Here is a 22,694-nt window from a genome sequence, read left to right on the forward strand (position 1 = left end):
CAGCAGGCCGGGGCGACCGGCAGGAGCCTTGATGATGCGACCATTTCGTTTCGCCGACCTTGGTGCCGTTGGCGCTTTGGCCGCTTTGATCGCTGTGCCTTTCCCCGGCATCGCCTTGGCGCAAACCGGCTCTGCTCAATCCGCGCCCGCGCAACCCGCACCTCAGGCCGAGCCGGCGGCGGCGGCCCAGGCGGCACCCAAGCTCGAAACTTTCGGCAGATGGTCGACCCTGGTCGACGAGGTCGACACCGGTGAGGATCTGCGCAAGACCTGCGCTGCCTCGACCGCCTTTATCGGCGCGGGCGGCGTGCCCGGTACCTTGACGCTCGTCATCACGAACGGCGATGCACTGCCGCCGGATGCCTACCCGTCCGTAACGATCGCCGTCGACAACAAGGATCTGCCGGCCGGCAAGTCCGTCGCCGCCACCTTCGGCGACGACAAGGGCCGTGTCACCGCAAAACTCCATTCCGATGGCGCCGTCAACGGCCGGCTCAGCTGGACCGTGGACAATCAGGCCAAGACCAGCCTGGCGCTCCTGCGCGCCATGCGGCGGGCATCGGTGCTTGACGTCTCCTTCGGCGACGCGCCGGTTGGAAGCATATCCATGGACGGCTTCACTAAGGCCTATCGCAGTCTCGGCACATCATGCGGATTTCCGACCGCCGACGTCGCTCCCTGAGGACATCGGTACGCTGTGCGGCTGCCTGGCGAGGCTGGCAATCCTGCTTGCGCCTCGCTATCTCTGTGCGACGAGGGGCTCTGTTGGCGACACTTTGCCATCGCTGCAAAAACCTCTAAGCCTTTCGCTTCACCAGATTCGCCAACCAAAGGCTTCTCCATGCGCTGTCCCTATTGCCAGTCGGAAGATACGCAGGTGAAGGATTCGCGCCCCGCCGAGGATGGCGCTGCGATCCGCAGGCGGCGCGTCTGCCCCGATTGCGGCGGTCGCTTCACCACCTTCGAGCGCGTGCAGTTGCGCGACCTCGTCGTGGTCAAGAAATCGGGCCGCAAAGTACCCTTCGACCGCGACAAGCTGCTGCGTTCGGTGGAGATCGCCGTGCGCAAACGCAATGTCGATCCCGAGCGCATCGACCGCGCTGTGACCGGCATCGTGCGCCAGCTCGAAAGTTCCGGCGAGACCGAAGTGGCCTCCGGCGAGGTCGGCCGGCTGGTCATGGAAGCGCTGAAATCGCTCGACGATGTCGCCTATGTCCGCTTCGCCTCGGTCTACCGCAATTTTCGCGAGGCCAAGGATTTCCAGGAATTGCTGGGCGAACTCAAGGGCGACGAAATCAAGGGTGAAGAGGAAGCCAGCTGAGCATGACTGCAAGCGAACAGGCCGCCCTTGATCGCCGCTTCATGGCGGCGGCACTCAGACTGTCGCGAAAAAATGCAGGGCGCACCGCGACCAACCCCTCCGTCGGCACGCTGATCGTACGCGATGACGGCAAAGGCTCGATGATCGTCGGCACCGGCGTCACCGCTGTCGGCGGCCGCCCGCATGCCGAGACCGAGGCCTTGGCCGAGGCCGGCGACCTCGCGCGCGGCGCCACCGCTTACGTCACGCTGGAGCCTTGCGCCCATCACGGCCGCACGCCGCCTTGCGCCAATGCGCTGGTCAATGCCGGTGTCGCACGCGTCGTCGGTGCGGCCAGCGATCCCGATTCGCGCGTATCCGGCAAGGGCTACGCGATCCTGCGTGCCGCCGGTGTCGAGGTGGTCGAGAAGGTGTTGGCCGAGCAAGCCGCCGAGCAGATGGCCGGCTATTTGATCCGATCATTGAGAAAACGCCCAGAAGTGATTCTCAAGCTTGCGCTTTCCAGCGACGGCAAGATCGGCAGGGAAGGCGGTGGGCAGGTGTCGATCACCGGAGATATCGCGCGCCGCGAAGTGTATCTGATGCGGGCCGAGGCGGACGGCATACTAGTCGGCATCAGTACAGCCCTTGAGGACGATCCGGCCCTGACGGTGCGTTTGCCGGGGCTGGAGAACCGTTCGCCTGCCCGCATCGTGCTCGACCGCCAGATCCGGTTGCCGGAGGCCTCGAAGCTGGTTTCGGGCGTCGACCGGGTGCCGCTCTATGTCGCCGCCTGCCTGGAGGCCGATCCGCTGCGGCGGGCAGCGCTCGAACGCGCTGGCGTCCGCTTCATCGGCACCGAGACTCATGAGGGCGGCATCGCGCTGCCGGAACTGCTCGAGGACCTGGCCGCGCTCGGCATGGGCAGCGTGCTGGTCGAGGGCGGCGCCAAGGTGGCGAGCGCCTTCCTGGCCGATGGGCTGGTCGACCGCATTGTGCTGTTCCAGGGGCCGGAAGCGATCGGCGACGACGGCATTGCATCGCCGATCGACGCCGACCATATCCCGGCAGGATTTCGCAAGCTGCGCGACATGCGTTTCGGCGAAGACAGCTACGCCGAGTGGATAAGAGACCTCTAGGATCAACACCGATGTTTACCGGAATTGTCACCGATGTCGGCACTGTCGCTTCCGTCAAGCCGCTGAGGGAAGGGGTGGGGTTGCGTATCGACACCGCCTATGACCCTGAGAACATCGCCATCGGCGCCTCGATCTCCTGCGGCGGTGTTTGCCTGACAGTCACTGCCTTGCCCGACAGCGGCTCGAACGCGCGCTGGTTCGAGGTCGAGGCTTGGGAAGAGGCGCTCAGGCTGACGACGGCCTCGGGCTGGAAATCCGGCACCAAGGTCAATCTGGAACGTGCGCTGAAGATCGGCGACGAACTCGGCGGCCACATCGTTTCGGGCCATGTCGACGGCATGGCCGAGATCGTCGAGCGCAAGGATGAGGGCGACGCCGTGCGCTTCACGCTGGAGGCGCCGCGCGACTTGGCGAAGTTCATTGCGCCCAAGGGCTCGGTCGCGCTCGACGGCACCTCGCTCACCGTCAACAAGGTGGAAGGCATGCGCTTCGACGTACTTTTGATCCACCACTCGCTGACCGTGACGACCTGGGGCGAGCGCAAGGTCGGCGACCGCGTCAATCTCGAGATCGACACCATGGCCCGCTACGCGGCGCGGTTGGTGGAGGCGACGAAGGAGGGGCTTTGATGACCAAGAACAGAGTCAATTCCACGCAGGCAAAAAAGCCGATGCGTGAGACGCAGGCCGATCTGAACACCGAAGAGCACTCACGGTTTGATCTGTCTATCAACGACAGCAGAATCTTCGTTGAAGCCTTGATCAATCCGCGATCGGTGAACGATCGTCTGCGCGATACGGTGCGTCGCTACCGTCACGTTACAGGCATCTGAACACTGGAAACCCAACAAGTTCTGCGGACCTTCGACGCCACCGACAATCTTCCGCTTGCGGTCAAACCGGCTTCGGCCTAAGTCACCGGCAACTCCCCGGAGACTTTTATGGCTGGTACATCCCAACACGGCAAAGCCTTCATTCGTCCGAAGGCGAAGGCGCATCTGCTTATTGTCGAAGCGCGCTTTCACGACGACCTTGCCGACGCGCTGCTCGATGGCGCGACAAGCGCGCTCGATGAAGCGGGCGCGACTTATGATGTCGTCACCGTTCCAGGTTCGCTCGAGATCCCCGCGGTGATCACCTTTGCACTGGACGGCGCGACGGAAGGCGGCACACATTATGATGGCTTTGTCGCGCTCGGCACCGTCGTCCGCGGCGACACCTATCATTTCGACATTGTCGCCAATGAATCCAGCCGCGCGCTCATGGATTTGAGCGTGCAGGACTCGGTCTGCATAGGCAATGGCATCCTCACCACCGAGAATGACACCCAGGCCTGGACTCGCGCCAAGCGCTCGGAAGGCGACAAGGGCGGCTTTGCCGCGCGTGCGGCGCTGACCATGATTGCCCTCAAGGAACAACTGGGAGCGCGATCGTGAGCGAACCCGCTTCGCCCGGCCAGCCCTCGGTGCGCCACGCCAACAAACGCGGCGCTGCCCGTCTGGCCGCCGTGCAGGCGCTCTATCAGATGGATGTCGCCGGCAGTGGCGTCTTCGAGATCACCGCCGAATACGAGGCCTTTCGTCTCGGCAAGGAAGTCGACGGCGCGCTCTACCGCGAGGCCGATGCGCAATGGTTCCGCGCTATTCTGGCGGGTGTCGTCGAGAACCAGAAGACCATCGATCCGATCATCCGCCAGGCGCTGACCGAGGACTGGCCATTGTCGCGGCTCGATTCGACGCTGCGCGCCATTCTGCGTGCCGGCGTCTACGAGTTGATGAAGCGCGAGGATGTCCCCGTCGCGGTCATCGTCTCCGAATATGTCGACATCGCCAAGGCCTTCTACGAGGAGGACGAGCCGAAGCTGGTCAACGCCGTGCTCGACCGCGTGTCACGCCGGGTGCGTGGCGAAGGGCGCGGCAAGGACGCATCATGACGGCCATCGCCTTCGAGGATGGTCAGGAGGCGCGCCGCACCGCTTTGATCCTGGCCGCCTCGCAGGCGATCATCGGCTCGGCGGCCCCCATCGCCATCTCCGTGGGGGCGCTGGCCGGGCAATATCTGCTTGGTCCCGACAAATCATTGGCGACAGCGCCGATCACCGGCTTCAACATCGGCGTGGCGCTCGGCGCGCTGCCTGCGGCGGCTATCATCCGCGGCATGGGCCAGCGCGGCGGTTTCATGACCGGCACGATCGTCACGGCGCTCGGTGGCCTGATCGCCACGCTAGCGCTTTTTCAAGGCAGCTTCTGGCTGTTTGCCTTTGGCTTGCTCACGATCGGTGTCGGCGGCGCCTTCGTCCAGCAGTTCCGCTTCGCCGCCGCCGACAACGCACCGCCTGAATTCAAGGCGCGCGCCATCTCCTTCGTGCTGGCCGGCGGCATCGTCACCGCCATCCTCGGACCGCAGATCGTCATCTTCACCCGCGAATTGCTTGCGCCGGTCATGTTTGCCGCTTCGTTCGTCTCCATCCTGCCGCTGGCAGCGGTCGGCGCCATCATCCTGTCGTTCCTGCGGCTGCCGGCGAAAGCATCCGGCAAGGTGGAGATCGCCGACAGCGACGCCAGGCCGCTGGCTGAAATCGTCACGCAGCCGCGTTTCGTCGCCGCGCTTTTCTGCGCGGTTGGCAGCTATGCGCTGATGAGCTTCGTCATGACGGGCGCACCGCTGGCCATGGTCGGTTGCGGCCTGTCGGAGAACGACGCGACGCTCGGCATCTCCTGGCACGTCATGGCGATGTTCGCGCCAAGCTTCTTCACCGGCTCGCTGATCCTTCGCTTTGGCGCCGAAAGCATTGTGGCCACCGGCTTGATCCTGCTCATCGGCTGCGCCATTGTCGCTCTGTCGGGCCTGGCGCTGTGGCAGTTCTGGACGTCGCTGATCCTGCTCGGCCTTGGCTGGAACTTCGGCTTCATTGGCGCGACCGCGATGGTGGCCGCCACCTACCGGCCGTCGGAAAAGGGCAAGGTGCAAGGCTTCCACGACTTCGTCCTGTTCGGCTCCGTCGCCTGCGCCTCGCTGATGTCGGGCATGGTCTACAATGCCTGGGGCTGGGAGATGCTGAACTGGATAGTCTTTCCGGTCACCGTCCTGTGCTTCGTGGCGCTCGGCGCACTTAAGCTGACGAGCGCGCGCCCGGTTTGACGCCAGGCCTATGCGTCCGGCGGCAACACCTGAAGCACCCGCGCTATGAACATGTGGAACTCAGCCATGTAGTTGCGTAGGAAGTCCTCGGTGGATTCGACCGTCACTTCGCCGTCGGCCGTTATCAGTCCCGGCGTGAACTGGATATAAGCTTCCGGCGCATTCATCTGGGGTGAGTTGCAGAAGCTCAGAACGCTGCGCAGGCTTTGTTGAGCGACAGCGGTTGCGATAGCGCCCGGCGATGTTCCGATAACGGCGGACGGTTTGCGCGCGAATGAATTCTTTCCATAGGGGCGGCTGGCCCAATCGATCGCGTTCTTTAATCCGCCAGGGATCGAGCGATTGTACTCCGGGGTAACGAACAGGACGGCCTGAACGGAAGCGATCGCCTTTTTGAAATCCCGGGCGACCGGTGGGAAATCCGCATCATAATCGTAGCTGTAGAGAGGCAGATCCCTGAAGGCGATTTCCGTCATTTCCAGTTCCGGAGGAGCCAGTTGCACGAGCGCCTTCGCGAGCTTGCGGTTGATGGATTCCCGGGCGAGACTTCCGATGAGGTAACCGACTTTGTGTATGGCCATGACACGCTCTCCGTGTTTGCCACCCGCACCCTCATTGCATTATCCGCCAGATGGCGGCAGATCGCCAGCGCCGCCTCGAAAACGGCCTTGGAACAAAAATATTGCGCTGATCCCCCTTCTTATGAAACCGTGTGCCCCGACTGGCCGTTGAAGCCATGCTCATATGCGGTCATTGCGTTTCGGTTCATAGCAAGGGGTTTCACGATGTTTTCAGTCAAGTTTCTCGCCAGCGCCGCATTGGCGCTCGGCGTCACGGTGGCTTCCGCCAATGCCCAGGTGGTTGTCTCTTCCAAGATCGACACCGAGGGTGGTGTGCTCGGCAACATCATCCAGCTCGTCCTCAACGCCAACAACATCAAGACATCGGACCGGATCCAGCTCGGTGGCACGCCGGTGGTGCGCAAGGCGATCACCGCCGGCGAAATCGACATCTATCCCGAATACACCGGCAACGCCGCTTTCTTCTTCGAGAAGGCCGACGACCCCGTCTGGAAAGACGCCGCCAAGGCCTATGAAACGGCCAAGAAGCTCGACTACGACGCCAACAAGATCGTCTGGCTGTCGCCGTCGCCCGCCAACAACACCTGGGCGATCGCGCTGCGCAAGGAAGTCGCCGACACCAACAAGCTCGCCACGCTCACCGATTTCGGCAAATATGTCGCGGGCGGCGGTCAGGTCGTGCTGGCGGCTTCCGCCGAGTTCGTCAATTCGGCGGCTGCGCTGCCGGCCTTCCAGACCACCTATGGCTTCACGCTGAAACCGGACCAACTGATCACCCTCTCGGGCGGCGACACGGCGGCAACCATCGCCGCAGCCGCCAACCAGACCAACGGCGCCAATGCGGCCATGGTCTACGGCACCGATGGCGGCATCGCACCGTCCGGGCTCGTCGTGCTCGACGACGACAAGGGCGTGCAGCCGGTCTACCAGCCGGCGCCGATCATCCGCGAAGCGGTGCTGAAGGAACATCCCGAGATCGAGACGCTGCTGAAGCCGGTCTTCGCCAAGCTCGACCTCGTCACGCTGCAGGAACTGAACGGTCGCGTGCAGGTCGGCGGCGAGCCGGTCAAGGGCGTCGCCGAGGACTTTTTGAAGAAGAACGGGTTTTTGAAGTAGTCAGTGACACCGGTGCAAGGCACCCCCCTCTGGAAGCTGCTGATCTCCCCCCTTGCGGGGGAGATGTCCGGCAGGACAGAGGGGGGTGCTGTCCCGCCGACCTCTCAACCTGTCAAAGGTGCGTGCCTCGACAGGGTTGCTTCTGAACAAGCCGACACCCGAAAGTTGGCGATCCTTCACACCCCCCTCTGGTCTGCCGGCCATCTCCCCCGCAAGGGGGGAGATCGGATATCGCGTCGGTTTTCGCCAATCCCCAAAGAAAGCTGCGCGATGTGGCAAATCGCCCCTCATGAGGGGCAACCATGACTCCCCGCTTCGACAAGCTCGGCGTGGTCATCGCCGCGATATCAGCCTACGCGGCTTTTGCCGCGCCCTTTGCCACGTTCCGTGCCAACCGCATCGTCCCCGGCCAGGCGCGCTCGATTCTCGAGGCGCTGCCGGCAACGACCGGGACGCTGCTGCTCGCCATCATTGTCGCCGCAGCACTCATCGCGCTGTTCAAGACACCACTTGTGCTGCGCCTTGCCGCCAGCGTGATGGCGCTTGCCGCGCTCGCGCTGCTGATCGGTGTCGCCGGAACATTTCTCACGCCGGCGGGCAACACCTTCGCCAGAGTTTCGCCAGCCTCCGGTTTCTGGATTCTGATCTTTGCCTTCACGCTTTTGCTCGCCGACGTGCTGACAAGGCTGAACCTGTCGCCATTGGCGCGGGTTGGCGTGCTTGTCGTCGCGGCTTTGGCGATCGGGCTGCTGTTGATTTCGGGAAGCTGGGACAATCTGTCGATCCTGAAGGAATATTTCAACCGCGCCGACAGTTTCTGGGCGGAGGGCTCCAAGCATGTGACGCTGGCGCTCGGTTCGCTGGCCGCCGCGGTGATCGTCGGCCTGCCGCTCGGCATCCTGTGCCATCGCGTCGAAAATCTGCGGGCCGGGGTTCTCAACGTGCTCAACATCATCCAGACCATTCCCTCGATCGCGCTGTTCGGCCTTTTGATCGCGCCGCTCGGCTGGGTTGCCACGCATGTGCCGGGAGCTGCCGCGCTCGGCATTCGCGGCATCGGCACCGCTCCCGCCTTCGTCGCGTTGTTCCTTTACTCGCTGCTACCGGTGGTGGCCAACACGGTGGTTGGTCTCGCCGGCGTGCCGCGCGCGGCCAACGACGCGGCACGCGGCATGGGTATGACCGACAGGCAGCGCCTGTTCGGCGTCGAGTTTCCGCTGGCTTTTCCTGTCATCCTCACCGGCATCCGCATCGTTTTGGTGCAGAACATCGGCCTCGCCACCATTGCCGCGCTGATCGGCGGCGGCGGTTTCGGCGTGTTTGTCTTCCAGGGTGTGGGTCAGACGGCAATGGACCTTGTGCTGCTCGGCGCCGTGCCGACGGTCGCGCTCGCCTTTGCCGCCGCCATCATCCTCGATGCGGTGATCGAAATGACCGCCACCAAGCGCAGGGTTGAAACGGCATGATCGAGATCGAAGGCATCACCAAGCGCTATGACGCGACGACCGTGGTCGATGACGTGTCGATGGTCATCGAGCCGCGCACCATCGCCGTCATTGTCGGCACGTCCGGTTCCGGCAAGACGACGCTGCTGCGCATGATCAACCGGCTGGTCGAGCCGACTTCGGGCATCATCAAGCTTGACGGCGCCGACAATCGTTCGCTGCCCGGTTACGAGCTGCGCCGCAGCATCGGCTACGCCATCCAGGGGCACGGCCTGTTTCCGCATCGCACGGTGGCACAGAACATTGCCACCGTGCCGGTGCTGCTTGGCTGGGACAAGGACCGTATCAAGGCTCGGGTCGACGAGCTGATGACGCTCTATCAGCTCGATCCCGAAGCCTTCGGGCCTCGCTACCCGCACGAACTGTCCGGCGGCCAGCAGCAGCGCGTCGGTGTTGCCCGAGCACTCGCGGCCGAGCCCAACGTGCTGTTGATGGACGAACCGTTCGGCGCCCTCGACCCCATCATCCGCACCAAGGCGCAGGAAGATCTGCTGGCGATCCAGAAGCGCTTCGGCACCACCATCATCCTCGTCACCCACGACATGGAAGAGGCCGTGCATATGGGCGACAAGATCGCGGTCATGGATGCCGGCAAGCTGGTGCAATACGCCAAGCCGGCCGAGATCCTGGCAAAGCCGGCAAGCGCCTTCGTCGAGACCCTGGTTGGCGCCAGCGAAAGGCCGTTCCGGTTGCTGTCGCTAGGCCGGGTCCGCGATGCCGTGGAGAAGGGCTCTGCCGAAGGCGAGGCGATCCCCGGCGATGCCAGCCAGCGCGACGCGCTGGCCGAATTGTTGTGGTCGGGTCGGCCGGCGCTGCCGGTCACAGGCACCGACGGCAAGCCGCTTGGCCGCGTGACCGTCGACGGGCTGGTGAAGCGCGCGGCGAGGCCGGCATGAAGGCCTGGCTTCCATCGCTGCTCAGGCTAGCCCTGGTGGTGCTGCTCGTTGGCTTCGTCACCAATCCGGGCTGGTTCGAGCCGCTGCTGAAGCCGCTGACCGAAAACAATGCGCCGGTGATCTACAACCAGGGCAGCCTGCTGACGCTGACCTTGCTGCATTTACGCACGGTTCTGATCGCCACCGTGGCCGCAACCATCGTCGCCGTGGCGCTTGCCATCCTGGTCACCAGGCCGGCCGGCGCCGAATTCCTGCCGCTATCGCGCAGCCTGGTCAACATCGGCCAGACCTTTCCGCCGGTGGCGGTGCTGGCGCTTGCGGTGCCGGCCGTCGGCTTCGGCGAGAAGCCGACGCTGATCGCCCTGTTTCTCTACGGCCTGCTGCCGATCTTCGAAAATGCGCTGACCGGCCTGACGACGCTGCCGGCCAATGTCGTCGAGGCGGCGCGCGGCGCCGGCATGACCGGTTGGCAAAGGCTCACCAAGGTCGAGCTGCCGCTCAGCGCCCCGATCATTCTCGGCGGCATCAAGCTGTCGGTGGTGATCAGCCTTGCCACCGCGACCATCGGTTCGACCGTGGCAGCCAAAACGCTGGGCGAAGTGATCATCGCCGGGCTGTTGTCCAACAATCTCGCCTTCATCCTGCAGGGCGGCCTGATCGTGGCAGCCCTAGCCGTGCTGATCTATGACGGTCTGTCGGCGATCGAGCGCTACACGGCGCGCCGCAGGGGCCGGGAAGCCGAGTAGGGGCGTCTGCGTCAACGCCAATTTCAATCGATCTAATAGGAGGGTGCCAACGGCAGCCGCCGCTTGGCCCCAACCATTTAGGCGAAAGCCGGGCAAAAACCGAACAATATCTTGACGTTCGCAGCCCTGTTTCGCATACACCGCTGCGAAGAGGCGGATTCCGTGCTCGGAATCCGGTCTTTGTCTCAACGGCCCAGGGAGGGGTTCTTTTGGGCCATCAATCGAGGAAAATCCGGCAATGACAATTATTTCCGCCGTCATCGCCTGCGGCCTGCTTTCAATCCTTTACGCCATCTGGGCGACACGTTCGGTCCTTGCGGCCGATCAGGGCAATGCACGCATGCAGGAAATCTCCGCGGCTATCCGCGAGGGCGCACAAGCCTATCTGGCGCGTCAGTACACCACCATCGCCATCGTTGGCGTCGTCGTCCTCGTGCTCGCCTGGTGGCTGCTGTCCATCACCGCCGCGATCGGCTTCCTGATCGGAGCGGTGCTTTCAGGCGCCGCCGGCTTCATCGGCATGCATGTCTCCGTTCGCGCCAACGTTCGCACGGCGCAGGCCGCATCGAACAGCCTCGCTGCCGGCCTCGACATCGCGTTCAAATCGGGCGCCATCACCGGCATGCTGGTTGCTGGCCTGGCCTTGCTCGGCGTTTCGATCTACTACCTCATCCTGACCCACTTCATGGGCCTCCAGCCCAATGACCGCATCGTCATCGACTCGCTGGTCTCGCTCGGCTTCGGCGCATCGCTGATCTCGATCTTCGCCCGTCTCGGCGGTGGCATCTTCACCAAGGGCGCCGACGTCGGCGGCGATCTCGTCGGCAAGGTCGAAGCCGGTATTCCCGAAGACGATCCGCGCAACCCGGCCACCATCGCCGACAATGTCGGCGACAATGTCGGCGACTGCGCCGGCATGGCCGCCGACCTGTTCGAAACCTATGCGGTGACCGTTGTCGCCACCATGGTTCTGGCTGCCATCTTCTTTGGCGGTACCGCCGTTCTGGGTGCAGCCATGCTTTATCCGCTCGCTATCTGCGGCGCCTGCATCCTGACCTCGATCGTAGGCACCTTCTTCGTCAAGCTCGGTTCCAACGGCTCGATCATGGGCGCACTCTACAAGGGCCTGATCGTCACCGGCCTGCTGTCCATCGTCGGCCTCGGCGTCGCCACCCATGTCACCCTCGGCTGGGGTGAGATCGGCACCGTCGCCGGCATGGTCATCACCGGCAAGAACCTGTTCATATGCGGCCTGATCGGCCTCGTGGTGACCGGTCTCATCGTGGTCATTACCGAATACTACACCGGCACCAACAAGCGCCCGGTCAACTCTATCGCCCAGGCGTCGGTCACCGGTCACGGCACCAACGTCATCCAGGGCCTTGCGGTCTCGCTGGAATCGACGGCGCTGCCGGCGATCGTCATCGTCGGCGGCATCATCTCGACCTATCAGCTTGCCGGCCTCTTCGGCACGGCGATCGCGGTCACGACGATGCTCGGTCTTGCCGGCATCATCGTTGCGCTCGATGCCTTCGGCCCGGTCACCGACAATGCCGGCGGCATTGCCGAAATGGCCGGCCTGCCCAAGGAAGTGCGCCAGTCCACCGACGCGCTCGACGCGGTCGGCAACACCACCAAGGCGGTGACCAAGGGCTACGCCATCGGTTCGGCCGGTCTCGGCGCACTGGTGCTGTTTGCCGCCTACTCGAACGACCTGAAGTTCTTTGCCGCCAATGGCGACAAATATCCCTACTTCCAGGGCATTGGCGAGATCTCTTTCGATCTCTCCAACCCCTACGTCGTCGCTGGCCTGATCTTCGGCGGTCTGATCCCATATCTGTTCGGCGGCATCGCCATGACGGCCGTCGGCCGTGCGGCGGGCGCCATTGTCGAGGAGGTGCGCAAGCAGTTCCGCGAGGATCCGGGCATCATGGCCGGCACCTCGAAGCCGAACTACGCACGCGCGGTCGACCTTCTGACCAAGGCGGCAATCAGGGAAATGATCATCCCGTCGCTGCTGCCGGTGCTGGCGCCGCTCGTGGTCTATTTCGGCGTGCTGCTGATCTCGGGCTCGAAGGCGTCCGCTTTTGCCGCCCTTGGTGCCTCGCTGCTCGGCGTCATCGTCAATGGCTTGTTCGTCGCCATCTCGATGACCTCTGGCGGCGGTGCCTGGGACAACGCCAAGAAGTCCTTCGAAGACGGCTTTGTCGACAAGGACGGCGTCAAGCATCTCAAGGGTTCCGAAGCGCACAAGGCTTCGGTGACCGGCGACACGGTCGGCGATCCCTACAAGGACACCGCCGGTCCGGCCGTCAACCCGGCGATCAAGATCACCAACATCGTGGCGCTCTTGCTGCTGGCCGTGCTCGCGCACGGCTGATCAAAAGCATCCACTCGAAAACAGAACCCGCGGGAGCGATCCCGCGGGTTTTTTGTTGAAGCGATGACAACGTCGACCCTTCAGCGCTTCGCTTCGCCTGGGTCCTCCAGTGCGTGGTGTGCAAGCATCTCATCCAGGCTCGGCTCGCGTTTCCTTGGCCACGGCCACACCCGGTGAACGATCCCCATAACAAAAACCCGCAGGATCGCTCCCGCGGGTTTTTGGTCGCCTGAGATGAAGAGGCTTCCGGAATGGAAGCCGAAAGGAATTAGACGCCGCCGCCCGGAATGCTGGGTGCCAGCTTGCTGGCACCGTTGATGATCTGGCTGAGGAAGTTCTGGTCCTTGCCGCCGGTCGGTGTGGTGCGCGAGATGAAGTCGAACATCTTGCCGTCCTTCATCCCGTAATTGGCGATCTGGGTGACGCGGCCATCGGCGCCGAAATAGACCGCCAGCACATGCTGGTCAATCAGCCGTGGCTTGTCGAAGGCGACGTAGCGCTTGCGCGTCTGCGAAATGTAATAGAAGGCCTCGTTGTCGAAGGTCGCGGTCGTCGACGGTGTGCCGAGCGCCAGAAGCACCTGCTCGCGGCTCGAACCGACCGGCACCAGGTCGATTGCCTGCTGATCTATGACGTAACCTTGCGTCAGCGTCTCACTTGGGCTGAGGTCGCCGATCATCTTGGAGGTGTGGCAGGCGGACAGTGCCGAAACGATCATCAGCAGCGAGATCGCGCCGGCGGGCCTGGACGAGAAGGTCGACTTGAAATTCAGCGCGCGCAACAACAACTCCATTAGCTGGCCGCAACTTGCGCTGGGCCGCGAAACCGGTAAACCAGCTTGCTTGCCGATGCAACAAGCCCACTTCAACAAACGGTCCCCAGGAGACCATCCCCAATGTTCCAGCGCTTTTTTGGCCGCGAACGCTACGCCAACCGCGCTATCACCGAGGCGCTTTACGCACAAATCGTGGCGGCGGCGCGGCAGACCGTGTTTTATTCCCACTGGAATGTGCCGGACACGCCGCTTGGCCGTTTCGAGATGCTGTCGCTGCACATGTTCCTGTTCCAGCACAGGTTGCGCGGGGAGGGCGGTGCGGCGCAAGAGGTCGCCCAGGTGCTGATCGACGAGTTCTTCCTCGACGTCGACCATTCGTTGCGGGAATTGGGCATTGGCGACGTGGGCGTGCCCAAACGCATGAAAAAGCTGGCAAAGATGTTTTATGGCCGAACTGCTGCCTATGACGATGCCCTGGAAAGAAGCGACCGTGAAGGGCTGACCGCGGCTCTTGCCCGCAATGTCCGGCCCGACGCGGGCGCCTGGCTGGAAGCATCGCTGCTGGCCAACTATGTTACCGACGCGCGCAGTCATCTGGCCGCGCAGACATCCGAATCGATTGTCTCCGGCACGCTGACCTTTCCCGCCGCCAAGAAGGTTGAACAATGAAGCATGTTGACCCGCAAAGCCCGGTCTCCTTCCGTGCAAACGTTACGCGCCTGCCGCAGAAGGGCCTGCCGCTGGTTATCGAGGCCGATGCCGCGCAGCGTGCGGCACTGGCCGAGGAGCACGGGCTGATTTCGGTCGAATCCTATCGCGCCGAGCTTCTGGTCGCGTCGTGGAAGCGCAATGGCGTGAAGATAAGCGGTCGCGTCGAAGCCGACATCACCCAGGCCTGCATCGTCACGCTCGAGCCTGTCGAGGCGCATATCGACGAACCGGTCGAAGCGCTGCTGCTGCCCGAGGATTCCAAGCTTGGACGGCAGGGTTTCGATGGTGGCGGCGAGATCCTGCTCGACGCGGAAGGCCCTGACAGTCCAGAGACATTTTCCGGTGACACGATCGATGTCGGGGCAATCGCCGAACAGTATTTCGGGCTCGCCATCGACCCCTATCCGCGCAAGCAGGGCGCATCGCTCAACGCCGGCAGCGAGAACGAACCGGCGGAGAATGAATTTCAGCAAAAACTGCGATCCTTGCTGGGAAAATCCTGAAAAGCTCGCCCGCGACGGAAAAGTCGGTTGTGCGGCAGCCCAAAACCGTTATTTTCGCCGAACCTTCGCGGTCGCTAAAGCGACCTGCCGCCTAACCGTGAGATAAATACCGCGTGATCAGGATTTCCATCGATGCCATGGGCGGCGATCACGGACCAGCCGTGGTCATTCCAGCGCTCATGACGGTCGCGACCCGTCGTCCCGACATCCGCTTCGTCATCTTCGGGCGTGAGGAGGTCGTGCGCCCGGAGCTTGCCAAATTTCCCAAGCTCGCCGAGATCAGTGAATTCTTCCATTGCGAAGTTGCGGTCAGGATGGACGACAAGCCGAGCCAGGCGCTGCGCCACGGCCGCTGGAAGTCATCAATGTGGAAGGCCGTCGAAGCGGTCAAGGCCGGCACGGCCGACGCCTGCATTTCCGCCGGCAACACCGGCGCGCTGATGGCGATGTCGAAATTTTGCCTGCGCACCATGGCCACCATCGATCGCCCGGCAATCGCAGCCCTTTGGCCGACATTGCGCGGCGAAAGCGTGGTGCTGGACGTCGGCGCGACCATTGGGGCCGATGCGCAACAGCTCATTGATTTTGCCATTCTCGGCACCGGCATGGCGCGCTCGGTCTTCGGCATAGCCCGGCCCAGCGTCGGCCTGCTCAATGTCGGCGTCGAGGAGATCAAGGGCCAGGAAGAGGTCAAGGAGGCCGGGCGCATGCTGCGCGAAGCCAACATGGCCTCGATGAACTATCACGGTTTCGTCGAGGGTGACGATATCGGCAAGGGCGTGGTCGACGTCGTCGTCACCGAAGGCTTTGCCGGCAACATCGCGCTGAAGACGGCGGAAGGCACGGTGCGCCAGATCGGTGGCTATCTGCGCGCGGCGATGAGCCGGACTCTGATGGCCAGGATCGGCTATATCTTCGCCAAGGGCGCCTTCGATCGCCTGCGCGAAAAAATGGATGTCGGCCGCTCCAATGGCGGCGTTTTCCTGGGGCTGAGCGGCATCGTCGTCAAAAGCCATGGCGGTGCTGATTCTGACGGGTTCGCCGCCGCGATCGAACTCGGCTATGACATGGTCCGCAACAATCTCCTCGACCGCATCGAGGCCGATCTGGACCTGTTTCATGCGCGCAACCCGCGTGCCCTGTCAGCTAGGAAATCCGACGTCGTCACCGACGCAAAGGAATAGGAAAGAACTTTGATCAGATCAGTCGTGCGCGGAACGGGCGCCGCGCTGCCCCGCCGAATCATGAAGAATGCCGATTTCGAAGGCATGGTCGAGACCTCTGACGAGTGGATCGCCCAGCGTACCGGTATTCGCCAGCGACATATCGCTGGTGACGACGAGACCACGGCTTCGCTGGGGGAAGCAGCGGCACGTGCCGCACTTGCCAATGCGGGCCTCACGCCCGCCGACATCGATCTGATCGTGCTGGCGACCTCGACGCCCAACAACACATTCCCGGCCACCGCCGTCGAGATCCAGAACCGGCTCGGCATGCATCACGGCTTTGCCTTCGACCTGCAGGCGGTCTGTTCGGGCTTCGTCTATGCCGTGACCACCGCCGATCTCTACATCCGCGGCGGCCTGGCCAAGCGTGTCCTGGTGATCGGTTCGGAAACATTCTCGCGCATCCTCGACTGGAGCGACCGCTCGACCTGTGTGCTGTTCGGCGACGGCGCCGGCGCCATGATCCTGGAAGCAGGCGAGGGGGCGGGCACGATCGCCGACCATGGCGTTCTGGCGGCCAGCCTGCGCTCCGATGGCACGCACAAGGACAAGCTTTTCGTCGACGGCGGGCCGTCGACCACGGGTACGGTCGGCCATCTCCGGATGGAGGGTCGCGAAGTCTTCAAGCATGCGGTCGGCATGATCACCGACGTCATCGAGGCGACGTTCGCGCAAGCCGGTATCTCGGCCGATGATCTCGACTGGTTCGTGCCCCACCAGGCCAATAAACGAATTATTGACGCTTCCGCCAAGAAGCTCGGGATAGCTGAGCAAAAGGTGGTGGTTACGGTCGATTTGCACGGTAACACCTCGGCTGCTTCCGTGCCGTTGGCGCTGTCGGTGGCCGTCGCCGACGGCCGTATCAAGAAGGGCGATCTAGTCCTCCTGGAAGCGATGGGTGGCGGCTTCACCTGGGGCGCTGTCCTGGTTCGCTGGTAAGTGCCGAACGGTCCAGTTTCGGTCCTTGACCTTGACGGATCAATTACTTAGGCTCTGCCGCTGTTGTGCCGAATTTTATGTTTTGAGCTGATGGGACGGTCGCATGGGGGGAAAGACACTTACGCGCGCCGACCTTGCCGAGGCAGTTTACCGGAAGGTCGGTCTGTCGCGCACTGAATCGGCCGAGCTCGTCGAAGCGGTGCTGGATGAAATCTGCGAAGCCATCGTGCGCGGCGAAACGGTGAAGCTGTCGTCCTTCGCGACATTCCACGTCCGCTCCAAGAACGAACGCATCGGCCGCAATCCCAAGACCGGCGAGGAAGTGCCGATCCTGCCGCGTCGGGTGATGACCTTCAAGTCGTCGAATGTGCTGAAGAGCCGTATCTTGCGCTCCCATCAGAGCGGCAAGGCCAAAAGCGGCAAGTAGTCCTACTGCGCGGTTGAAAACTGCCGCCGCCATGACGCCGGGCTTGAATATTGCTTCATAAACCGCTGAAATAAGCCCCGATTCGGCAGGTAGGCCGGATCATCGTCCAGCGTGAGGATTCGCCCATGGACAAGAGCCCCGACGCCTTTCGTACCATCAGCGAGGTCGCCGAAGATCTCGATCTGCCGCAGCATGTGCTGCGCTTCTGGGAAACGCGTTTCAACCAGATCAAGCCGATGAAGCGCGGCGGCGGCCGTCGTTACTACCGGCCGCAGGATGTCGAGCTGATCAAGGGCATCCGCCACATGCTCTACGACCAGGGCTACACCATCAAGGGCGTGCAGAAGCTGTTGCGCGAGAACGGCAACCATTTCCTGGTTGCCATCGGCAATGGCGACATGGCCGCCGTCGAGGCGATCTCCCAGCGGAGGCAGGCTGACCAAGTGCCGCTGACGCCGGCGGCCCAGCCGCGTGGCATGGACGACGAACTGGTCGGCCAGCCGCGGGTGAAGCCCAGCCGCCGCTTTTTCGGCCTGGGCAAGAGCGACGAGGACGGTCCGGTGCAGCCGGATGCATCGAAACTCTCGCGCGACAACAGGGCCTTGCTGCAGGAGGCGCTGTTCGACCTCCTGGAATGCAAGCGCCTGCTTGACCAGGTGCGCTGACCGCGGCCCGACGCGACATCGATAGTTCGAAAACCGGAACCCGTCTTCCGGTGAGACGTTACGCTTCCTTCTGCAAGTGAAGGAAACATACCATGGCATCATTTTCGACCCTCTCGGACATCGATCTCGACAGGCAGGTCGCGGTTCTCAGCAAGGAACTGGCCAGCTTGAAGAGGGCTGTGGCGAAGCGAGGCGGCGCCTACTACGAGGACGGTCGCGATGCCGCGCTCGACACCTATTCCGATCTTGCCGGGCGCCTGCGCGACGCCATGCCGGCAATCCGCAAACAGGGCAGGGTGATCGAGAGGTCGGCCCGCGACCATCCGGCGGCTGCCGCGGCGGTCGGCCTTGTGGTGCTCGGGCTTGTCGCCAGTCTGCTGTTCAGCCGGCGCTGAATTCTAAAACCCAAATCCACAGATACGAGCAAGAAGAAGTGACGGCTCGCCCTAAGGTGATCCGTCATTTTCCTTGCGATCGGCCATGTCTGTTGTCGCTCCGGCATCTGGCGAGGAGCGTGTCGGCATAGAGGCGCCCAACACCTCTGTGTCGCCGGCGCAGGAATGCGGATTGGTCAAGCCGCCAGAGCCGCTCGATTCGCCGGTGAACGCCGGATTGGTGGTGGTGCCATAGCCAGCGCCGGGATAGACGACGATCTCACCGGCGTCGCGCATTGGATTTGCGTGAATTGTCGATCCGCGATCGAGCCCCGCGGGGCGGAGTAGCCGGCCTTGGACAGGAGCCAAGGCCGGTCTTCTCGGTGGCGGTCTGCGGAGCTTAGGCCTTGTTTCCGATCACATGGTGGTGGTGGCGGTGATGATGGTGATGGCGGACATGGTGGCGATGATGATGGTGGTGACGATGATGCTTTGCCATCGGGGCGGCATCCGCACTCGTCGCACCGATGACGGGCACCGTGAAAGCCAATGCAACTGCAAGCCCGAGGGCCGAGAGGAGGGACTTCTTCATGGATCGTTTCCTTTTGTTTCGCGGGCGTATGGATCGGGGCGATAGCCCGGCCGCCGCGAATGGAATTACGCGCCTGAATTTTTTCGTCAGTATTTCCCGATTGTAGAATTTTGTTTCTGGACTGTTTCTGCCCAACTCAGCCTCCCGCCACCATGCACGGCAAGATCGAGAGGCGGCCATTGGGCCGCCTGTTCGACTACATCGGCGGCACGACGCCGTTGGTTCCGACCACGACGCGGCTGGCGCTCAGCGCGCCGTCGCTGCCCCGCTCTGCGGTGACGAAGACCGTCGCACCCGGCTTGAGGTCGGTCGGCGTCGCCGGCGCGAAGGTCACGACGGGCGTGGTGTCGGGGATCGAAATCTGCTTGGTCTGGCCATTGTCATAGGTCAGGGTGACGGATCGCCCGCTTATATCGGTAACGTCGGCGACGGTGCCGTTGGTCATCCGGCTGTTTGGCTGCAGGTCCCAGGGACGGTCGCCCTCGCCAGTGCCTTTCAGCGCGGCCGGAAAGACCACCACCTCCAGGGCGCCGCTACCGCCATCGGCTTTCGAAACGGAGGCAATGCCGAGGAAATCGCCCTGCTTGATGTCCTTTGCCGAGGCGTTGGCGACGCCCGAGATCTTCCAGCCAGCCTTGAGCTTGATCGCGTCGGTATCGCCCTGGCGGGTTTTCACGGTGAGCAGCGTGGGCTCAAAACTGACCACCGTGCCGCGCACACGCAGCGCGTCTGCGGCTTGGGCGGCGTCGGCGCCGGTGAGGGAAAGGCTGGAAATCGTGCCGAGCACGACCATGAATGTCTTCAAGTTCATTGCAAAATCCTTCCGGGAACGAGCTGGCTGGAACCGGATGGTTTCACGCCAGCGACCCGGAGATAACGAATGGGCGCGGCGAAACTGCCGGCAAAAGGCCGATCGGACCTTCAAAACAACTTGATCGCGACGTGTACGCGAGAGGGCCGCGCTAGGCGCCTGGTTCACGATCCCGTGACGGCCCTTTTGGCTCTTGGCAAATCGCCGGCGAGAGGGCATCTTCCCGACCGTCTCAGGCAACACTCCTCATTTGATCAAACTCTTTCAGTCATGGAGTTGCCAATGCCCCATAATGCGAAAAGCGAACCCCTCTCCCAACCGGCAACCAACGGGAGCGGGCCAGATTACAACACCCTCAGAGCGATGCGGGAGACCCGCGGTTACAGCGTGGAAGAGCTCTCCCTGACATGCGGCCTGGCGGTGGACGAAATTGAGGATATCGAAAGCGGGAGAGTGACCGACCCGTCGAAGCTGCGTCGTATTGTGTCCGCGCTTCACCTTCCCCAGGAGGCTCTGATCACCCCGGCTGCGCCGACGCCGGCGGCGCAAGGTCGATCGCTGGCGTAGATCCGCACCACGCATTCCAGAGAACCCGCCAAGGCCCCTTGGCGGGTTTCTTTGTACCTGCCGCGGCGTCTGCTTCAGCCTGGGGCTTGCCGATTTGTATGCCGCACGTGCTTATACGCGCGGCGGCCTCGGCTGCTGACAGCAATGTGCCGTCCTTCAAGTTTTTGAACCATGGGTTTTCCGATATGAGCCTGGAATCCGTTCGTGCCTTCTTCGCCACCCACGCGCCTGACATCGACGTCATCGTCACGGAAGCGAGCTCGGCTACGGTGGCATTGGCGGCCGAGGCGCATGGCGTGCTGCCGGCACAGATCGCCAAGACGATCTGCCTGCGCGTCGGCGACCGCACCATGCTGGTGGTGACCAGCGGCATCGCCAGGCTGGACAACCGTAAGTTCAAGGACCAGTTCGGCGGCAAGCCGCGCATGCTCGACGCCGCGGAGGTTGTCGAAGCGACGAGCCATCCGGTCGGCGGCGTCTGCCCGTTCGGCCTGCCGGCGCCGCTGCCGGTCTATTGCGACGTATCGCTGCGCGAGTTTGACGAGGTGGTGCCCGCCGCCGGGTCCACCAATGCGGCGGTGCGGATTAGCCCGCAGCGCATGGTTGAGATTGTCGGCGCTGAGTGGGTGGATGTGTGCCAGGGGTAGGGCAGGCCCACCCGGAGTTCAGGCAGGATGATACAGGACACGTTCTGGGGTTTTGCCCAGATCTGAGATTTGGCCGGACTGACCGGGGTATCTGAAAAGGCGGACTTCGGGGGCAAGTCCTGCTTTAAATGGTCGGAGTGGCCGGATTCGAACCGACGACCCCTTGACCCCCAGTCAAGTGCGCTACCGGGCTGCGCTACACTCCGGACCGCGCAAAGCCCTATATTCTCAAGGGTTCCGGCGCAAGGGCAAAAAGGCATGCCAATAACATAACGGAACCGAACAGCAGCCAAACGCAGGTAGCGGCATATATCCCCACGGATAGGCCGCAGGTGTTCGCGAGTCGTTCTGTGGATAACTCGACCGCACAAATCCGCCCCGACAACATGTGCCGGACGGTAGCGTTGGGAGTTAGTCTGGAGCTGGCGTCTCCGCGTCGCGATGTGACAACCCGCTACGACGAAAGGGGAGCGCTGACGAACTCCCCTGACGCTAGATCTGATCCGCGAAAATGATGTCGATGGACTACTGACCCATTCCGAACTTGTAGGTTAGCCGGGCCATTACGGCATCGACCTTTGCCTCTGTACGATACGTCTCAGGGTTATCACCGAGACTTCCGTCATCGAACACGTTGTTGCCCGTGCTCGTCTTATGGCCGAGGTCAATGTGGGTGTAGTCCACGCCAAGTGAGAGGTTGTTCGTAAGGGCATAGTCGATGCCGGCGCCGACTGCATAACCGTTTTGCCACTCATTCTTCTCGTAGGTGACGAGGGCGTCGTTGTCTCGGGCTTGGAAATCCACCTTGCCGCCGGCATAACCGGCTTTCGCGTAGATCAGCACGCGATCGAAGGCGTAGCCGACGCGGCCAACGACCGTCGCATAATTCGAGATTTTGGCGGTCTCGGTGTCGCTGTCCGGAAAGTAGGGGCTGGTGATGGTCTTGCGGATGCCCGTTGCCGTCCAGGTGGCCTCGCCGCCCAGAACCCATTGGCCCCATTGCCATTGGGCGCCTGCATGAATACCGCCGGCCACGCCGCCCTTGTTGAAGTCAAAGCCCTCGGTGCCTGCGGGAACCGAATCCGTGAAAAAGCCGCCGAGGGGCTCAGTCACATCCGTCGCCGTGATGTCGCCATTGGCAAAGCCGACATGGCCGCCGACATAGAAACCGCTCCAGTCATAGGTCGACCCCGCGATCGGTGCCGCCACCATGTCGGCTGCGGAGGCCGTGCTTGCCGACAGGGCGGCAACCGCGAGAGCTGCTAAAAATCTATTCACGTATTTCTCCCAACCCAAGTAATTCCCTCGGGCACGACAATAGCCGGTACCTTAATAAAAGTATGTGACATTCTTGCCGCAACAGCATATTTTGCCATGGACTGACCGTCCGTCGAGAACTGGACTTACATTGGGTCAGACGCTTCAAAACGCAAATGAAGCGGAGTAAAGCGCATGTAGAGTTCCCAGAGCATGATCCCGAAAAGTGGGAACCGGTTTTCGGAAAAGTTCATGCTCCAACAAAGAGATAGATCAGGATGATGGTTCAACCAAACGTCATCCTGATCTAGTCAGGAGATCCATCAGAAACTTCGTATTCGCAATTCCGTTTCGGGAAGCAGGCTCTCGAAGCTGTCATCGCCGTGGTGTAGGGCGG

Annotated in this window: 27 protein-coding genes and 1 tRNA gene; 22 read left to right on the plus strand and 6 right to left on the minus strand. The window is 62.7% G+C overall.

The window, feature by feature from the left end; all coding sequences use genetic code 11:
• The first annotated feature begins 31 nt into the window (after positions 1-31).
• From NKH52_RS07970 to NKH52_RS08005, 8 genes are all read left to right on the plus strand, one after another.
• Positions 32-682 carry a hypothetical protein gene (locus NKH52_RS07970; RefSeq protein ID WP_352729366.1) on the plus strand — a complete coding sequence of 217 codons (651 nt, stop codon included), beginning with the start codon at positions 32-34 and terminating at the stop codon, positions 680-682.
• Positions 683-841: 159 nt separating this feature from the next.
• Positions 842-1,321 carry a transcriptional regulator NrdR gene (nrdR, locus tag NKH52_RS07975; RefSeq protein ID WP_352729368.1) on the plus strand — a complete coding sequence of 160 codons (480 nt, stop codon included), beginning with the start codon at positions 842-844 and terminating at the stop codon, positions 1,319-1,321.
• 2 nt (positions 1,322-1,323) lie between these two features.
• Positions 1,324-2,439, plus strand: coding sequence for a bifunctional diaminohydroxyphosphoribosylaminopyrimidine deaminase/5-amino-6-(5-phosphoribosylamino)uracil reductase RibD (gene ribD, locus NKH52_RS07980; protein ID WP_352729370.1), 1,116 nt, complete (start codon positions 1,324-1,326; stop codon positions 2,437-2,439).
• 11 nt (positions 2,440-2,450) lie between these two features.
• On the plus strand, positions 2,451-3,068 hold the full coding sequence (locus NKH52_RS07985; RefSeq protein ID WP_352729372.1) for a riboflavin synthase: 618 nt from the start codon (positions 2,451-2,453) through the stop codon (positions 3,066-3,068).
• Positions 3,068-3,271 carry a type II toxin -antitoxin system TacA 1-like antitoxin gene (locus NKH52_RS07990; RefSeq protein WP_352729374.1) on the plus strand — a complete coding sequence of 68 codons (204 nt, stop codon included), beginning with the start codon at positions 3,068-3,070 and terminating at the stop codon, positions 3,269-3,271. The genes NKH52_RS07985 and NKH52_RS07990 overlap by 1 nt, the downstream gene beginning before the upstream one ends.
• 108 nt (positions 3,272-3,379) lie before the next feature.
• Positions 3,380-3,874, plus strand: coding sequence for a 6,7-dimethyl-8-ribityllumazine synthase (ribH, locus tag NKH52_RS07995; RefSeq protein ID WP_352729376.1), 495 nt, complete (start codon positions 3,380-3,382; stop codon positions 3,872-3,874).
• Entirely contained in the window at positions 3,871-4,371 is a 501-nt protein-coding gene (gene nusB / locus NKH52_RS08000; protein ID WP_023810231.1) for a transcription antitermination factor NusB, read from the plus strand. The genes ribH and nusB overlap by 4 nt, the downstream gene beginning before the upstream one ends.
• Positions 4,368-5,579 (plus strand): MFS transporter, encoded by a 1,212-nt coding sequence (locus NKH52_RS08005; protein ID WP_352729378.1) that lies wholly within the window; start codon positions 4,368-4,370, stop codon positions 5,577-5,579. The genes nusB and NKH52_RS08005 overlap by 4 nt, the downstream gene beginning before the upstream one ends.
• A gap of 8 nt (positions 5,580-5,587) precedes the next feature.
• Here the strand turns inward: NKH52_RS08005 and NKH52_RS08010 are convergent, their stop codons facing one another.
• A complete protein-coding gene (locus tag NKH52_RS08010; RefSeq protein WP_127288822.1) occupies positions 5,588-6,160 on the minus strand; it encodes an NADPH-dependent FMN reductase in 573 nt (190 codons plus the stop codon).
• Between the two features lie 204 nt (positions 6,161-6,364).
• Here NKH52_RS08010 and osmF point away from each other — a divergent pair, with 204 nt between their 5' ends.
• The 5 genes from osmF (at position 6,365) to NKH52_RS08035 (ending at position 12,803) form a co-directional block, all read left to right on the plus strand.
• Positions 6,365-7,276, plus strand: a complete 912-nt coding sequence (gene osmF, locus NKH52_RS08015; RefSeq protein ID WP_127288820.1) for a glycine betaine ABC transporter substrate-binding protein OsmF — start codon at positions 6,365-6,367, stop codon at positions 7,274-7,276.
• 302 nt (positions 7,277-7,578) lie between these two features.
• A complete protein-coding gene (locus NKH52_RS08020) occupies positions 7,579-8,742 on the plus strand; it encodes an ABC transporter permease (RefSeq protein ID WP_352729381.1) in 1,164 nt (387 codons plus the stop codon).
• On the plus strand, positions 8,739-9,677 hold the full coding sequence (locus NKH52_RS08025; RefSeq protein ID WP_127288814.1) for an ABC transporter ATP-binding protein: 939 nt from the start codon (positions 8,739-8,741) through the stop codon (positions 9,675-9,677). Before NKH52_RS08020 ends, NKH52_RS08025 begins: the two co-directional genes overlap by 4 nt.
• Positions 9,674-10,423 carry an ABC transporter permease gene (locus NKH52_RS08030; RefSeq protein ID WP_352729383.1) on the plus strand — a complete coding sequence of 250 codons (750 nt, stop codon included), beginning with the start codon at positions 9,674-9,676 and terminating at the stop codon, positions 10,421-10,423. The genes NKH52_RS08025 and NKH52_RS08030 overlap by 4 nt, the downstream gene beginning before the upstream one ends.
• A 238-nt stretch (positions 10,424-10,661) precedes the next feature.
• A complete protein-coding gene (locus tag NKH52_RS08035; RefSeq protein ID WP_352729385.1) occupies positions 10,662-12,803 on the plus strand; it encodes a sodium-translocating pyrophosphatase in 2,142 nt (713 codons plus the stop codon).
• Positions 12,804-13,071: 268 nt separating this feature from the next.
• Here the strand turns inward: NKH52_RS08035 and NKH52_RS08040 are convergent, their stop codons facing one another.
• Entirely contained in the window at positions 13,072-13,584 is a 513-nt protein-coding gene (locus tag NKH52_RS08040) for an outer membrane protein assembly factor BamE (RefSeq protein ID WP_023810238.1), read from the minus strand.
• Positions 13,585-13,698: 114 nt separating this feature from the next.
• Between NKH52_RS08040 and NKH52_RS08045 the strand changes: the two genes are divergently transcribed.
• From NKH52_RS08045 to NKH52_RS08075, 7 genes are all read left to right on the plus strand, one after another.
• Complete coding sequence (locus NKH52_RS08045) at positions 13,699-14,247, plus strand: ubiquinol-cytochrome C chaperone family protein (protein ID WP_352729802.1); 549 nt, start codon at positions 13,699-13,701, stop codon at positions 14,245-14,247.
• The gene (locus NKH52_RS08050) at positions 14,244-14,792 is read left to right on the plus strand and encodes a YceD family protein (RefSeq protein WP_352729387.1); all 549 of its coding nucleotides are present in this window, start codon (positions 14,244-14,246) and stop codon (positions 14,790-14,792) included. Before NKH52_RS08045 ends, NKH52_RS08050 begins: the two co-directional genes overlap by 4 nt.
• A gap of 113 nt (positions 14,793-14,905) precedes the next feature.
• Positions 14,906-15,976 (plus strand): phosphate acyltransferase PlsX, encoded by a 1,071-nt coding sequence (plsX, locus tag NKH52_RS08055; RefSeq protein WP_352729389.1) that lies wholly within the window; start codon positions 14,906-14,908, stop codon positions 15,974-15,976.
• Positions 15,977-15,985: 9 nt separating this feature from the next.
• Positions 15,986-16,957: a beta-ketoacyl-ACP synthase III gene (locus NKH52_RS08060; protein ID WP_023810242.1), complete on the plus strand. Its 972-nt coding sequence runs from the start codon at positions 15,986-15,988 to the stop codon at positions 16,955-16,957.
• Between the two features lie 103 nt (positions 16,958-17,060).
• Positions 17,061-17,384: an integration host factor subunit alpha gene (locus NKH52_RS08065; protein ID WP_013532231.1), complete on the plus strand. Its 324-nt coding sequence runs from the start codon at positions 17,061-17,063 to the stop codon at positions 17,382-17,384.
• 125 nt (positions 17,385-17,509) lie between these two features.
• On the plus strand, positions 17,510-18,049 hold the full coding sequence (locus tag NKH52_RS08070; RefSeq protein WP_023810244.1) for a MerR family transcriptional regulator: 540 nt from the start codon (positions 17,510-17,512) through the stop codon (positions 18,047-18,049).
• A 92-nt stretch (positions 18,050-18,141) separates the two neighbouring features.
• The gene (locus tag NKH52_RS08075) at positions 18,142-18,444 is read left to right on the plus strand and encodes a hypothetical protein (RefSeq protein ID WP_023810245.1); all 303 of its coding nucleotides are present in this window, start codon (positions 18,142-18,144) and stop codon (positions 18,442-18,444) included.
• A gap of 51 nt (positions 18,445-18,495) precedes the next feature.
• On the opposite strand, the gene NKH52_RS08080 is transcribed toward NKH52_RS08075, so the two are convergent.
• Both NKH52_RS08080 and NKH52_RS08085 read right to left on the minus strand, forming a co-directional pair.
• The gene (locus tag NKH52_RS08080) at positions 18,496-18,720 is read right to left on the minus strand and encodes a hypothetical protein (protein ID WP_352677783.1); all 225 of its coding nucleotides are present in this window, start codon (positions 18,718-18,720) and stop codon (positions 18,496-18,498) included.
• 491 nt (positions 18,721-19,211) lie between these two features.
• Positions 19,212-19,826 carry a hypothetical protein gene (locus NKH52_RS08085; protein ID WP_352729391.1) on the minus strand — a complete coding sequence of 205 codons (615 nt, stop codon included), beginning with the start codon at positions 19,824-19,826 and terminating at the stop codon, positions 19,212-19,214.
• A gap of 69 nt (positions 19,827-19,895) precedes the next feature.
• Here NKH52_RS08085 and NKH52_RS35490 point away from each other — a divergent pair, with 69 nt between their 5' ends.
• The gene (locus tag NKH52_RS35490; RefSeq protein WP_502908015.1) at positions 19,896-20,393 is read left to right on the plus strand and encodes a helix-turn-helix domain-containing protein; all 498 of its coding nucleotides are present in this window, start codon (positions 19,896-19,898) and stop codon (positions 20,391-20,393) included.
• A 185-nt stretch (positions 20,394-20,578) separates the two neighbouring features.
• On the plus strand, positions 20,579-21,040 hold the full coding sequence (locus tag NKH52_RS08095; protein WP_352729393.1) for a YbaK/EbsC family protein: 462 nt from the start codon (positions 20,579-20,581) through the stop codon (positions 21,038-21,040).
• 129 nt (positions 21,041-21,169) lie between these two features.
• Here the strand turns inward: NKH52_RS08095 and NKH52_RS08100 are convergent.
• Positions 21,170-21,246, minus strand: a tRNA-Pro gene (locus NKH52_RS08100).
• A gap of 319 nt (positions 21,247-21,565) precedes the next feature.
• The gene (locus tag NKH52_RS08105) at positions 21,566-22,336 is read right to left on the minus strand and encodes an outer membrane protein (protein ID WP_127288746.1); all 771 of its coding nucleotides are present in this window, start codon (positions 22,334-22,336) and stop codon (positions 21,566-21,568) included.
• Positions 22,337-22,694: the final 358 nt, after the last annotated feature.

Source organism: Mesorhizobium sp. M1066, from assembly GCF_040318635.1.
In the GTDB taxonomy this organism is placed as follows: Bacteria; Pseudomonadota; Alphaproteobacteria; order Rhizobiales; family Rhizobiaceae; genus Mesorhizobium.